General features: G+C 62.7%; 12 protein-coding genes. 3 read left to right on the top strand and 9 right to left on the bottom strand.

The genetic code is table 11. The features are described 5' to 3' along the window. Positions 1-249: 249 nt before the first annotated feature. The 6 genes from OXT71_18560 to OXT71_18535 form a co-directional block, all read right to left on the bottom strand. Entirely contained in the window at positions 250-1,245 is a 996-nt protein-coding gene (locus OXT71_18560) for a VWA domain-containing protein (protein ID MDE2928394.1), read from the bottom strand. A gap of 31 nt (positions 1,246-1,276) precedes the next feature. Then, positions 1,277-2,761, bottom strand: coding sequence for an aminomethyl-transferring glycine dehydrogenase subunit GcvPB (gene gcvPB / locus OXT71_18555; protein ID MDE2928393.1), 1,485 nt, complete (start codon positions 2,759-2,761; stop codon positions 1,277-1,279). Next, entirely contained in the window at positions 2,758-4,095 is a 1,338-nt protein-coding gene (gcvPA, locus tag OXT71_18550) for an aminomethyl-transferring glycine dehydrogenase subunit GcvPA (GenBank protein MDE2928392.1), read from the bottom strand. Before gcvPA ends, gcvPB begins: the two co-directional genes overlap by 4 nt. Before the next feature lie 12 nt (positions 4,096-4,107). After that, positions 4,108-4,503, bottom strand: a complete 396-nt coding sequence (gene gcvH, locus OXT71_18545; protein MDE2928391.1) for a glycine cleavage system protein GcvH — start codon at positions 4,501-4,503, stop codon at positions 4,108-4,110. Positions 4,504-4,603: 100 nt separating this feature from the next. Continuing rightward, complete coding sequence (gcvT, locus tag OXT71_18540; GenBank protein MDE2928390.1) at positions 4,604-5,686, bottom strand: glycine cleavage system aminomethyltransferase GcvT; 1,083 nt, start codon at positions 5,684-5,686, stop codon at positions 4,604-4,606. Beyond that, positions 5,683-6,123: a hypothetical protein gene (locus OXT71_18535; GenBank protein ID MDE2928389.1), complete on the bottom strand. Its 441-nt coding sequence runs from the start codon at positions 6,121-6,123 to the stop codon at positions 5,683-5,685. Before OXT71_18535 ends, gcvT begins: the two co-directional genes overlap by 4 nt. A gap of 189 nt (positions 6,124-6,312) precedes the next feature. Between OXT71_18535 and OXT71_18530 the strand changes: the two genes are divergently transcribed. Then, positions 6,313-7,230, top strand: a complete 918-nt coding sequence (locus OXT71_18530; GenBank protein ID MDE2928388.1) for a hypothetical protein — start codon at positions 6,313-6,315, stop codon at positions 7,228-7,230. Positions 7,231-7,553: 323 nt separating this feature from the next. Here the strand turns inward: OXT71_18530 and OXT71_18525 are convergent, their stop codons facing one another. Then, positions 7,554-9,434 carry a VWA domain-containing protein gene (locus OXT71_18525; protein MDE2928387.1) on the bottom strand — a complete coding sequence of 627 codons (1,881 nt, stop codon included), beginning with the start codon at positions 9,432-9,434 and terminating at the stop codon, positions 7,554-7,556. Between the two features lie 109 nt (positions 9,435-9,543). Between OXT71_18525 and OXT71_18520 the strand changes: the two genes are divergently transcribed. Then, positions 9,544-10,389: a TonB family protein gene (locus tag OXT71_18520; protein MDE2928386.1), complete on the top strand. Its 846-nt coding sequence runs from the start codon at positions 9,544-9,546 to the stop codon at positions 10,387-10,389. A gap of 90 nt (positions 10,390-10,479) precedes the next feature. On the opposite strand, the gene OXT71_18515 is transcribed toward OXT71_18520, so the two are convergent. After that, positions 10,480-11,280: a hypothetical protein gene (locus tag OXT71_18515; GenBank protein MDE2928385.1), complete on the bottom strand. Its 801-nt coding sequence runs from the start codon at positions 11,278-11,280 to the stop codon at positions 10,480-10,482. Further along, positions 11,271-11,519, bottom strand: a complete 249-nt coding sequence (locus OXT71_18510; protein ID MDE2928384.1) for a hypothetical protein — start codon at positions 11,517-11,519, stop codon at positions 11,271-11,273. The genes OXT71_18515 and OXT71_18510 overlap by 10 nt, the downstream gene beginning before the upstream one ends. Before the next feature lie 263 nt (positions 11,520-11,782). Here OXT71_18510 and OXT71_18505 point away from each other — a divergent pair, with 263 nt between their 5' ends. Then, complete coding sequence (locus OXT71_18505; GenBank protein ID MDE2928383.1) at positions 11,783-13,330, top strand: AAA family ATPase; 1,548 nt, start codon at positions 11,783-11,785, stop codon at positions 13,328-13,330. Positions 13,331-13,355 lie beyond the last annotated feature (25 nt).

Genomic DNA, 13,355 nt, shown 5'->3' with positions numbered 1-13,355 from the left:
GAGGCGGCCCGCACCCAGCAGGAGGGCAACGACGAGACAGGGGTTGAACAGGCAGAAACGGCCCAGTTTTGACAGTGGAACATCCAGTAGACTCTTTAACGACGGAATGCGGGAAAACTGCGACGGGGAGGCGACATTATTGTTCCTCCGGCTACACGGCTACACGGCTACACGGCTACACGGCTACACGGCTACGGGGCGACTAAAAGTCGCCCGTCCAATTCGGCGACAGGAATGTCGCCGCTCCCCTCAGAACCGGGGACTCGGCCAATAGTACTGGCGGCGGTGGAGGATCTTGCCGGTGGGTTCGCTGCATTGGACCCGGATGCTTCGAAAGGCCTGTTCCGAACTGGGCGGAGGACGGAAGGTGAGGACGTACTGGCTCTTGAGCTCCCGGGCCAGTTCCAGATACCTGTCCGTAAGCTCCTCCAGCCTCTCGGGAAAGAGGGCCCTCCCGCCGGTGGCTTCGGCCAGGTGGAGCATGGCCTGCTCCTTCTGCTCGAAGTAGGCGTCCACGAAGTCCTCTTCCGGATTCACCAACTCGGACATCACCCGGTTCAGGAATTCCACGCGATTGCTGCGGCCTACTTCGTCCTGGATCAGGCGGGTCCTGCTGATGATGTAGAGGGCGACGTTGGAAGCGATCAGGCGACGGACGATCTGGTCGTAGCTTTGACCGCTCTCGTTGTCCAACCCGTCGGTGAGCAGGATGATGGCCTTCTTCCCGGCGACCCGGGAGAGTTGCCTGTTGGTGGTGGTCCACAGCGCGTCGTACATGGCGGTCCGATAGCCCGGTTCCAGCTTCCTGAGGGCCCGGCGGACCGCCCTCAGGCTCGAAGTCCAGTCCTGGAGCACCTGGACGCGGTCGGAAAAGGTGATGACGGAGAACCGGTCGGTTCGCTGAAAGGAACGGGCGAAGTCCAGGGCCGCCTGTGCGATCTGCTTCAACTCGTTGCGGATGCTGCCGCTCACGTCCAGCAGGAGAGCGACGTGGATGCGGTCCTGGTCCAGCACGAAGTTCTCGATGGCCCGGGGGCTGTTCTCATCCAGCAGGGAGAAGTGTTCCCGTTCCAGATGGGTCAGGAGTTTCCCCGTCGGCCCGAAGACGGTGACCGGGACCCGGATGAAGTTGGCCCGGACTCGAAAGGAGGGGGGAACGGGATCCGAGGAGGGTTGGGCCTGGAGAAACTGGACCGCCAGCAGCCAGCAGGCGCTGAGCACAACAGCTCGACTCCGACGACTCACCACCGGGCCCTCCGCGTCTCGGTCCTCCTGGTTACCCTTCCTCCCCGGGACTCCACCTCAGCACCGGACGGCGGGCGGCCCGGGTCTCGTCCAGCCGGGTCCGTTTGGCCAGGCGGGGCGCTTCATGGGCGGCGTCCGCATCCTCCCGGGCTCGATGGTAGATCCGCACCATGGCGTCCACGAAAGCGTCCAGCTCCGCCTTGTTCTCGCTTTCGGTGGGTTCGATCATCATGGCACCCCGGACGATCAGGGGAAAGTAGATCGTCGGCGGATGGAAGCCCTCGTCGATGAGCTGCTTGGCCACGTCCAGCGTCTTGACTCCGTAGGGCTCCAGGGTCTTGTCCGAGAAGACCGCCTCGTGCATGGACGGAGTCGGGTAGGGAAGGTGGAAGTATTCCTGAAGCCGGGCGCGGATGTAATTGGCGTTGAGCACGGCGGTCTCGGTGAGCTGCTTCAGTCCGCTCCCGCCGCAGGTGAGGATGTAGGTCAGAGCCCGCACCATCATGCCGAAGTTGCCGTGGAAGGCGTGGACCGGACCGATGGAATGGGGACGATCCGAGTCGGCCCGGTAACCGCTGCCGTCCCGTTCGATCACGGGTAACGGCAGATAGGGGGCGAGCAAGCCTCGGCAGGCGACGGCTCCACAGCCGGGACCTCCCCCGCCGTGGGGAGTCGAGAAGGTCTTGTGCAGATTCAGGTGGAGCACGTCGATTCCCATGTCGCCCGGGCGCGCATAGCCCATGAGGGCGTTGAAATTGGCCCCGTCCATGTAGATGAGTCCGCCCTGATCGTGCACGATCCGGCTGATCTCCTCGATCCGGCTCTCGAAGATCCCCAGCGTGTTGGGATTGGTCAACATCAGGCAGGCCACGTCTTCGTTCATGCGCTCGCGCAGGATCCGGATGTCGATCCTGCCGGCGGAATCGGAGGGAATCGAGACCACCTGGTACCCGGCGATGGCAGCGCTGGCCGGGTTGGTGCCGTGTGCCGAGTCGGGGATCAGGACGTAGCGCCGTTGCCGTTGTTGCGCCTCATGGTGGGCGCGCACCATCAGGATCCCCACCATTTCTCCTTGAGACCCGGCCGCCGGCTGGAGCGTGACGGCGTCCAGGCCCGTGAGTTCCTGCAGGCACTCCTGGAGACGGTGGATGAGCTCCAGGTTCCCCTGCGACAGAGCGGCCTCCTGCATGGGGTGCACCAGGGCGATCCGCGGCATGCGGGCGGTCCGCTCGTTGAGCCGGGGGTTGTACTTCATGGTGCAGGAACCCAGCGGATACATTCCCAGGTCGATGTGGTAGTTCCAGGTCGACATCCGGGTGTAGTGCCGGATGATCTCCACCTCGCTCACTTCCGGGAATCCCCCGACCTCCTGCCGGGTCAGTCCCGGATCCAGGATCTCTTCGATGGGTGTGTCCTCCACGTCGAGGGGAGGAAGACTGTAGGCGGCCTTCCCCGGCGAGGACTGCTCGAAGATGAGCGGCTCGTTGAGGTTGTAGACGGAACTGGTTCGATTCATACGGTCACGCGGCTTTGCTGGAGAACGCGGATGAAGCGGTCGATCTGGCGCCGGGTGTTCTGGTCGGTGACGCAGACCAGCATCTGGTCCCGGCGCGACGGAAACCAGGTTCCCAGGGGCAGGCCCCCGATGATCCCTTCCCGGTAGAGCTCCTGGTTGAGACTCTCGGGGTCGTCCACCCGCAGCACCATTTCGTTGAATACGGGCCCCGAGAAGACCAGGCGGCCGGCCAATCTTCGCCTGAGGTAGTGGGCCTTCTTCAGGTTCTGCTCGGCCAGCTCTCGTATGCCGTTCTTGCCCAGAGTGGACAGGAAGATGGACACCGCCAGGGCGCAGAGGCCCTGGTTGGTGCAGATGTTGGAGGTGGCCTTCTCGCGGCGGATGTGCTGCTCCCGGGTGGAGAGGGTCAGGACGAAACCGCGCCGGTCTTTCCGGTCCACGGTCTGGCCCACGAGGCGGCCCGGCATCTGCCGCTTGTAGCGGTCGCGGGTGGCGAACAGCCCCAGGTACGGTCCCCCGAAGCTCAGAGGGAGTCCCAGGCTCTGCCCCTCTCCGGCCACGATGTCGGCGCCCATCTCACCGGGCGGTTTCAACACCCCCAGGGAGAGCGCCTCGGTGGTGACGGCCACTAGCAGAGCGCGGCGCCGGTGAGCCAGCCGGCCCAATTCCTCCATCTCCTCCACGACGCCGAAGAAGTTGGGGGACTGGACCACGACCGCCGCCGTCCGGTCGTCCAGGAGGGCGTCCACGGTCTCCGGATCCATGGAGCCGGCGGAATTGGCGGGGACGGTGGTTACGGAAAGGTGGTTCCCCGTATAGGTGCCGAGAACCTTCCGGTAGTTCGGATGGAGCGCCTCCGGGACCAGGATTCGTGTCCGGCGGGTCACCCGGGAGGCCATCATGACCGCTTCGGCCAAGGCGCTGGCCCCGTCGTAGAGGCTGGCGTTGGCCACTTCCATCCCGGTGAGCTGAGCGATGAGGGTCTGGTATTCGAAGATGGCCTGGAGAGTTCCCTGACTGACTTCCGGCTGGTAGGGCGTATAGGCGGTGAAGTATTCGGAGCGCGAAACCAGGGTGTCGATGACGGAGGGAATGAAGTGGTGGTACGCGCCGGCGCCCAGAAAGTAGCCGAAATCCTCGGCGCAGGCGTTCCTGCGGGCCATGGACTTGAAGTCGGCCAGAAGCGACGATTCGGAAAGCGGCTCCGGCAGATCCAGCGGCCGGCCCAGGCGGACTCCCACCGGGATGGACTCGAACAGGTCCTCCGTCTTCTCCACGCCGATGGCCTGGAGCATGTGTTGCCTTTCTTGCGGGGTCAGGGAAATGTAGCGCATGGGTCAAGCGGATCAGTGCCCGGATTCCTCGGCCAGGAACGCGGCGTACTCCTGGGCGGACATGAGCCCGTCCAGCTCGGCGGGGTCGCCCAGTTCCACCTGGATCATCCAGCCCTCGCCGTAGGGGTCGTCGTTGACCAGCTCCGGCTGATCTTCCAGGGATTCATTGACCTCGGTGACTGTCCCCGAAACCGGGCTGTAGAGGTCGGAGACGGCCTTGACCGATTCCACGGTGCCGAAGACGTCATCACCGCCCAATTCGTCGCCCGTCCGGGGGAGTTCGACGAAAACCACGTCGCCGAGTTCATCCTGGGCGTGATGGGTGATTCCCACGCGGCCCCGGCCCTCCTCAAGGACACGGATCCATTCATGTTCCCTGGTGTATCGAAGCCCTTCCGGGATCGTCATATTCTCTTCCTTCCGGTTTTGGGGGCCCGAACCGCCGGGCACCCACCCCGTTGGGGGGCGTCCACTATTTACCCAACCGGGCTCGATGATTCAACACCGATCAGCGGCGCCGGTAGAAGGGCGTCTTCACCACGACGGCCGGAAGAATGCGTCGCCGGTTTTGGATCTCCAGCTCTTGTCCGGGGACGGCCTTCTCCACCGGGAGATAGGCCAATCCGATGCTCTTCCGGCCCGACGGCGAATAGCTTCCGCTGGCGACCTGTGAGGTTCGGATTCCATCGATGAGCACCGGGTCGTGGTCGCGTGCGATGCCTCGTCCGGTAATTTCGAATCCGGCCAGCTTTCTTGCCGGTCCCTCCTGCCGGATTCGATACAGGGCCTCCCGCCCCATGAACGGCCCCTGATCCATGTCGACGATCCAGCCCAGGCCCGCTTCCCAGGAATTGGTGGTCTCGTCGATGTCGTTGCCGTAGAGCAGGTATCGGACCTCCAGCCGAAGCGTATTGCGGGCCGCGAGGCCCGCGGGCTGGATGCCCGCGGGTCCGCCGGCGTCCAGAAGGTCGTTCCAGACCTTGGCGGCCTTCTGCGGCGACACGTACAACTCGAAGCCGTCCTCGCCGGTGTACCCGGTGCGGGAGACCAGGCAGTCGGCATCGGCGACTCGTCCCAGGGTGAACCGGTAGTACGACAGGGAGTCCAGGTCCAACCGCGTCAGACGTTGCAGGATCGCCTGGGACCGGGGGCCCTGAAGCGCCAGTTGAGCGTATTCGTCACTGGCGTCCCGGATCTCGACATCTCCCTTCCGGTGCTCAAGCAGCCATTGGACGTCCTTCTCCCGGTTCGAAGCGTTCACGCACAGGAGCAGATGTCCGGCATGGATCCGGTAGATGACGATGTCGTCGACGAAAGTCCCTCCGGGGTAGAGCAGAGCCGAATATTGAGCCTGTCCCTCCTCCAGGCGCGACAGGTCGTTGCAGGTCATCTGCTGGGTGAATTCCAGGGCGTCCGGGCCCCGGATCTCGATCTGCCCCATGTGACTCACGTCGAAGAGTCCCGCTGCCGTCCGGACCGCAAGGTGTTCCTTGAGGGCGCCTGCATACTGGACGGGCATCTCCCAGCCGGCGAAATCCACCATCCGGCCGTTCCGCTCCAGGTGTGCGTGGTAGAGAGGAGTCCGCTTCATTCGGAGGACCCGGCGGAGACACGGCGAAAGCGGGACTGCTGCGTCGCCGCGGAAAAGAAGATCACGCCCAGGGACCTGAAAGCTCCGGCGTCGTCAGTTTCACCCACCACGACCCCCAGATCCTGGTCGCGCCCCAATACCGACTGGAAGTCGTACTGGGCATTCAAGCCCCTCAGGTGCATGTCGCCGTCATCGGTGGCAGGCGGCTCCAGGACGATCCTGGCTCGGACGGTGGGACCGGCCTCATGGACGCTGAGGACCCGGAAATCCCCACCGGCCAGGTGGTTGAACTGCTCGGTGATCTCCACCGCCTCGGCCAATCCGGGAGTGGACGGTCCGGAGAAAAAGATGTTGTAGAAGATGAAGGCGGGCAGGGCCAATCCCATGAGAATCATCACTCCCGCGGCACGCGACATCAGGTCTTTCATTCTATACAAGTCGGTGTCATTCCGGCATGCGAGTCGACGCGCCATCCGGCCCCGACGGCTTCTCGCGGTCGCGCAATAACCCGGCGAATACGGCGCCGTCGCCGCGTCTGAACCTTCCGGAACTCTCCATCGTCTATCCAAACAGGCAGATCGAGGTTGATCTGGCGAGGTCTGAAACAGTTCGCAGGGAGGATCGAAATGGATAGATCGGATGACAGGAAACAGTTTGCGGATCCGTTGCTGGCGGCGGTGGGCGGAGACCCTGACCGGGAGCCGGTTCCGGCCCCACACCGGGCAGCTCGCCTCGCCGGAGCGGTGATCTGGACGATGGTCGGCATTGGCCTGGGTCTGGGGGGATACCTCTTCTGGGACACGCACCAGGAGATCCAGCGTCTCAACCAGGACCTGACGGACAGCGAGTCGCGGTTGGATCAGATGAAGCGAATCCTGGAGAGTTCCGGCGAAAAGATCAGGACGCTGGAGGAAGGGGCGACCCGGCGCGGGAACCGCATCCAATCCCAGGACAAGGAGCTGAGCCAGTATCGGGATCTGTTCCAGGGCCTGAAGTCGGAGCAGGATCAGCAGACTCAGGGTCTGAAGTCGTTGGCGACGAACAAGGCGGACCAGGAGGACATGACGAAGCTCCAAGGTGAAACCGAGGGGCTCCGGAAAGCGAACGAGGGCGTCCGTAAGCAGGTGGACCAGGTCTCGGCCGGTCTGACCAATCTGACGGAGATCGCCGGCGTCAACCGGGCCGGCTTGGCCAATTCAAAGCGGAGACTCGACCGGCTGGACCGCGATCTGGACTCCACCAGCGACCGCCTGGCTGAGCTCTCCCGGTCTCTGGAGCGGGAAAAGATCGAATTCGAGCTGCAGGAAAAGGGAGGATTCATCAAGGTTCTCGACGTTCATCTGAATCTGCGGGACGCCAACGCCAAGAAACAGCGGTTCGATCTGGACATCTACGTGGGCCGCAAGCGGATCCAAAAGAAGCGCCAGTACGCCAACGAGCCGGTCTATTTCTTCGTGGACGGGGTCGACAAGCCCTACGAAGTGGTCATCACCCGTATCGTTCGGAATCAGGTCGCCGGCTACCTCACGGTCCCGGCCGCCTGATCCCGTCGCGCCGTTGGAGGGGGGACTCTCCTGTCCCCCCCGAATCGGAGGCTGGAAAGCCTCCGTTCCTGTCTGTTGGCTATTGATCCGGTGACGATTCCACCGCGATCGTCCCCAAATCCCTCACCCACCCATCCCGGCGCGTCCAATCCGCAATTCGCAGCGGCACCCCTCGAGGGTGCCGTCTTTCGTTTGAACGACCGGGTTCCACCGGAATCCAATTGGAGATCGCCTGTACGAAAGAACCGGAGGCCGCAATCACGCGAAGAATGGGCGAAATGGCGGCTGCGTAGCGGAACGATGCGGAATCGTCACCGCCGAGGTCAGTCCGAATCCGAACTGGAGTAGTATCCCTGCCGCGTGCGCGTCACCAGGTCCGGACGATCCCGGATCTCGACCCGGATGGAGCGCCACGACCGGTCCCGCTGCGGCTGGGGAACGTTGTAGGCCAGCAGATAGCGAACCCGGAGATCGTCCGCGATCTCCGAGAAGATCGTCTCCATCTCCTGGATCCGCCGTGGCGAGTAAAACCGGGCGCCCGTCTGGTCGGCGATGCTGGCAAGTTGCCGGCGCGCCTGGAGGTAGACGTTCCGGTCCTCTTGCTTGATGGAGATGGTCGGACGCCTGCGCTGTGGAATCTTCTGAAGAAGGCCTCCCAACATCCCGCGCGGCCTCGGCCCGACGTTGTTCCGGTGATCCAGGAAGATGGGATAGATCAAGGAATCCGACTCCCGGATCTCTCCGAACAGTTGTCCGAAAGTGGTGCTGGAACCCTCGGCGTGGTTTCCGGTGAGCTGGTTGTCGATGCCGTCCGTAAAGACCACGATGGCTTGGCGCGCGTGGCTTCCGTCCGAGTACTCGGTCAATGAGTCCATGAGGGCGTCGTAGAGCGCCGTCCCGCCGCCGGAGTAGATCCCGTCAATAGCGGTGCGCACCTTCTCGCGATCGCTGGTGAAGGGAAGGATCAGCCAACTGCGGGAATTGAAGGTGGCGATCGCGATCTGGTCGTTGTTCCTGATTTCACGGGAGAAGTCGGCCGAAGCCCGCTGGAGCATGTCCAGATGGGGCCGCGTGCTTCCGCTCACGTCCAACAGCAGGAGCACCCGGAAGGGCGCCTCGGTGGGTTCGAACTTCTCGACGGTCTGGAGCACGTCGTCTTCGTAGACCAGGAAGTCGTCCCGCGTCAGGTTTGAGACGCTCCGGTTGTTGCGCGGGTCCCGAACCGAGACGTTCAGGTAGACCCAGTTCACCAGGACCTTGAGAGAGTATCCGGGACCCGGAGCCTTTACTTGAGTGCGCACCGGATCGCCGGGTTCCGCAGGCTCGTCCGGTTCGTCGGGATGAGGATTCTCCGCAACCGGCCGCGGAACCTCTCGTTCCTGATTCTCCTCCGGCACATGGGAAATGCCTTGGACTCCAGCCGGGGGAAGCAACGGTTCGACCGGCACTTGGTCGACTCTCTTCGGCGGTTTTCGAAAGCCGTCGGGCCGGAAGATCTTGCAGAGCACGTTGCCACTGAGGCTGCTGGCGTAGAGCAGAGGCCCCCCGACCCCGAGGTTCCTCTGCAGGGACCCATTCTGCAATTCAAGTTCCCCGTTCCAGGAGAGGGTGCCGCCGGCTCGGATCCATCCACGGAGGTCCAGATCCGGGCTCAGTTGGCAGGTGATTTTTCCCCCGAAAGACTCCAGACGGATGTCGCCGCGGGGTTGGGTTCCAGTCCGAAAGAGGATGTCGCCGCTCTGGGTGCGAAGAGATACGGAAGAGGTCACGTCCTCCGAGGTCAACAGTCCGGAGAGAGTCCAGGCCTGCACCGGACCTTCCAACCCGTGGAGTTCGATGGCACTATGGGTTCCCCACACCAGGATGCCGAGCGAGCGTGGAGCATGAATCTCCAGGTAGGCGGATTCGGACACGTGATCGTCGAATCGAACCGAGATCTGCGTCTGCTTGGGGCCTTCCCGGGTCACGAGGGCGATCTTGTCCAGACGATTCGGATCGGAAGCCAGCTTCCGAAACCGGAGCTTGACCCGGTCGCCGTCCCAACCCCGGATGAACGTTCGCCCGAAATCGTTGTGGACCTGAAGCGTTCCACCCGCCGCCACCGAAAGCAGTTGCTCCCCGGTGGATTCGGATGCCCGGGAGGCAGGGGTCAGGAACAGGGCGACGATGAGGAGTGGAATTGCAGCGCCTGAGATTCGTTTCAACCTTTCGTCTTCCTGATTTCATCTATCTAGACGAGGGGGCCGCGTATTGGGTTCAGCGGCAGCGAGAATTGGTGACCGGTTAGAATTCCGGATCATGGAGTGCTGGCATATGTGGAAGAAGCCGGGAATGTTTCTGGGACTGATGGTCTGGGCCCTCACAGCAGGTTCCGTGGCTGCAGAGGGATCCCGGTATTTTCTCTATCTGTCCGATCAACGTGTCGTGACGGTGGAATTGCTGGACCCCGCGATGGCGATCCTGAATTTCATCAACCTGGGGGACAGCTTCGAAGCCGTGCGCGCTTACGAGTTGGTGCTGGTGGACGCGGAGGGCCGAACCGGCCAGGGACACCTGATCGTCCGGGAGGATCCGCCCAGCCCGAGGGACGTCTACCAGGTGAGCGGCCTGATCAAGCCCCACTCCTTTCTGGGATACAACATTGCGGGGCGGTATCACTTCGCGACGCCGCCGGACAGGTGCTACCTCAAGGTGGGAGGACGCATTCTGGAACTGGAACCCTTGACCGGGGAACAATTCGACCAGTTGGCCTCCATGGTGACCGAGTTGGATTTGAAGGCGGCCAATTCGGCCGCCATGGTGCGGGACATCGGTTTCACCCGGGGATATGGAATTCTCCACAAGGCCTCGGACATCGACGCCCGGCTGCGCGGGTACTTTCCCGACTCGGAGGTCATTCCCACCGTTCTCGCGGAGGGCTCCGAACCGAAACTCCCGAGCGCCGCCGCCCACCTGAAGGATCCGGTCGTGGTGGTCGTCAGCGTCATGATCAGTCCCTGGGGAGGCGTCTACGACCTTGAAGTGGTGGAGGGCGTCGACGAGAAGCTGGACCAGATGGCCCTCGACACGATCCGCAACTCCTGGCGCTTCCTGCCGGCCATCTCCAAGGGAGAGATCGTCACCAGCGAGCTGACGCTGAACGTGCGGTTCCGGAGGTAGTGACGGCGGCTGTTCGAGCCGGTACGGCCGATGCTGTCCGTATGTCGGGGCACCCCCTTGTGGGTGCACACTTGCCTCGCAAGCGAAACATCACCCCTGGTAAGGCGAAATCGTTGGCCAGGCCCCTCGAACGCGCCCGAAGTGGCGTGTCAGCCGGGGAAAATCGGGCGAAGCCGGATCCGGGGTCCGAGGCCTTAGATCCGGTAGGAGATAGAGGCAGCCCACCTCTTCAGGAGGGAGCTTGTTCAGGGTCGTTGTGGCCGCTTCGACCGCTGCGATCCAGCGCAGCTTCAGTCTCCTGAGATCAAGCGGCTTCCTCAAGCTGAGGCGATCGAGATCCGTTTGCCGGTAGGCGACGTGCCGTCCCATTTGGTCCAGCAGGAACTCCGGCGTGAAGCCGGGGTCTTTGCCGCTGGCCGCCCATACCAGAGCGCCAAGCGAAAGATACGTGTCGTGCAGGTGCAACACATCCACGAAGTCGCGAATCTCACTGCGTCCCGCCAGGGCCAGAACCTTGTTGGTCGCAGCGTCGGCGTCATGTAGCCGATAACCGCAGAGGTCGTCCGTTTGGACCGGGAAAAAGCGGAACGCGCTGTCGTAAGCCCATTCCATCTTCAACTGCTGGTCGGCGATTTCCACAAGACCTCGTTGGAATGTTGAGGTGCGCAGTAGCCATGAGAACGCGTAACCGGCATGCCGAAGCGATCTGGCATCCGCCGCCGCGCTCCGGGCAATGCTGTCGTCCAGGTCGTGGAACAGATTGATATCGTCTGAGAATCGTGGCGAATCGGCGTCTCGATGGAGGACCGTAGCGCCGGCAACGTCGTTTTCCGGGCTGCGATTCGAGGCGATCCGGCGCAGGATTTCGGCTTGTGCAGAGGTTAGCGGCATAGCTTCGCGGCGAGCAGAAATCCCGCATGGCCGCCGTTCTTTCTCAGGCCATCGACAATCATGGGGAGGTCTGCCCGCGTTATTTCCAGGTCAACGCGCAGGTACCAGAAGCACTGCCCGTGGAATCGCCGAAATGCCCACCTCGCCGTGCGCAAACGCGCCTCGTCGGTTGGATCGGGCGATGTCCGCGATGGTTCCTCTGGAGTGGAAACGCGCCGTTGCACTGCATCGGTCTGCATGACGAATCTCCTTCGGGCGCCAGCCCGGTTTCCAACGTTTCTCGAAGTTTACCTGTCCGCACAATTTGTCGTGGAGAATCGGCTATGGTTAGCCTTGGCGGGACCGGGAAAGGGACGGTCCCCTTCTGCCCGGTCCTGTCCGGACAGAGTCCCAGTTCTCCACCATGACCCCGAATCCATCCCTCCTTTCGGAAGCGACCCGGATCGGCCGGTTGCGGTGGCGGACGTTTGATCTCCCTTGTTCACCGAAGTAACCTGCGCTCATGCCGAGACGCCGACTGCCCATCGGCATCCAGACCTTCCGCAAGATTCGGGAGCAGAATTGCTACTACGTCGACAAGACGCCTTATATCCGCAGGCTGCTCGGTCAGGGCGCGCACTACTTCCTGTCGCGGCCGCGCCGCTTCGGTAAGAGCCTGTTCCTGGACACTCTGAAGGAGCTCTTCCAGGCCAACGAACCGTTGTTCGAGGGGCTGGACATCCACGACGGCTGGGACTGGTCGGTCCGCCATCCGGTATTGAATCTGAGCTTCGGCGGCGGGAATTTCAAGGAGCCCGGCTACGTCGAGGCGAATCTCATGGAGCAGCTTGACGCCGCCGAGCGCCGCGCGGGTGTGGTTGCCCACTACGCCACGGCGGCCGGACGTTTTGCCTCCCTGATCGAGGCCTTGCATCGACAGGCCGGCCATCCCGTGGCAGTGCTTATCGACGAATATGACAAGCCGATTCTGGATGCGCTGGAGGCACCGGAGACCGCTCGTGCCAATCGCGACTTTCTGCGTGGCCTCTACGCGGTCGTCAAGGACAGGGACGCGCACATCCGGTTCAGCTTCATCACCGGAGTGAGCAAGTTCTCCAAGGCAAGCCTTTTCTCCGGCCTCAATAATCTCCAGGACATCACTCTGGACCGGCGCTACTCTGCCATCTGTGGCTATACCGAGTCGGATCTGGACACGGTGTTCGCGCCGGAACTCCCGGGCCTCGACCGTAAGGAAATCCGCGACTGGTACAACGGCTACAGTTGGTTGGGCCAGGAAAAAATCTATAACCCCTTCGACATCCTCCTGCTCTTCGACAGTCGCAGATTCGGCGCCTATTGGTTCGAAACCGGTACGCCGACCTTTCTGGTCGAAACGCTCTTCAAGCGTCGGGTCAGCGCGCTGGCGTTGGATGACATGGTGGGGAGCGGCGATCTGCTTTCGACCTTCGACGTGGATGAAATGGCAACGGAAGCGCTGCTTTTCCAGACTGGGTACCTCACTATCACCGGGACCGAGGATCTTGGTGGGGAGCTTCTCTATCGATTGGGCTATCCCAACCGTGAGGTCCGGCAGAGTCTGAACCGCAGCCTCTTGCGTCACTTGGTGCGGGACTCGTCGCGGCAGATGGCCAACAGCGTCCGCCTGTACCGGTTGTTGGAGGCCAACGACTTCTCCGGGCTCGAGAAACTGTTTCATGCGTTCTTCGCCAGCATTCCCTATGACTGGTACACGAACAACGACATCGCCGACTATGAGGGCTACTACGCGAAGGTCGTCTACTCCTATTTCGCGGCTCTCGGTCTTGACATCACCGTGGAGGACAGCAGCAGCCACGGGCGCCTGGACATGGCGGTCCGTTTCAACGGCAACGTCTACCTGTTGGAGTTCAAGGTGGTGGAGTTCGAGCCGGAGGGCGGCGCGATGGCACAGTTGAAGTCCAAACGGTACGCGGACAAGTACCGTGGGTCAGGACAGCCGATCTATCTGATCGCCGTGGAGTTCAGCAAGGAGTCTCGCAACCTGGCGGCGTTCGAGGTGGAGCGTGCTTGACGGACAAAGATCCCCGGCTACGAAC

It is taken from the genome of Acidobacteriota bacterium (assembly GCA_028874215.1).
Lineage (GTDB): Bacteria > Acidobacteriota > UBA6911 > RPQK01 > JAJDTT01 > JAJDTT01.
This window is presented reverse-complemented; position numbering and strand designations above follow the sequence as displayed.

Coding starts and splice junctions, on each gene's coding strand:
- gcvH (MDE2928391.1), bottom strand. CDS start 4,503: ATGACGATCCCGGAAGGGCTTCGATACACCAGGGAACATGAATGGATC.
- OXT71_18515 (MDE2928385.1), bottom strand. CDS start 11,280: ATGCCGCTAACCTCTGCACAAGCCGAAATCCTGCGCCGGATCGCCTCG.
- gcvPB (MDE2928393.1), bottom strand. CDS start 2,761: ATGAATCGAACCAGTTCCGTCTACAACCTCAACGAGCCGCTCATCTTC.
- OXT71_18520 (MDE2928386.1), top strand. CDS start 9,544: ATGTGGAAGAAGCCGGGAATGTTTCTGGGACTGATGGTCTGGGCCCTC.
- OXT71_18530 (MDE2928388.1), top strand. CDS start 6,313: ATGGATAGATCGGATGACAGGAAACAGTTTGCGGATCCGTTGCTGGCG.
- gcvPA (MDE2928392.1), bottom strand. CDS start 4,095: ATGCGCTACATTTCCCTGACCCCGCAAGAAAGGCAACACATGCTCCAG.
- gcvT (MDE2928390.1), bottom strand. CDS start 5,686: ATGAAGCGGACTCCTCTCTACCACGCACACCTGGAGCGGAACGGCCGG.
- OXT71_18505 (MDE2928383.1), top strand. CDS start 11,783: ATGCCGAGACGCCGACTGCCCATCGGCATCCAGACCTTCCGCAAGATT.
- OXT71_18510 (MDE2928384.1), bottom strand. CDS start 11,519: ATGCAGACCGATGCAGTGCAACGGCGCGTTTCCACTCCAGAGGAACCA.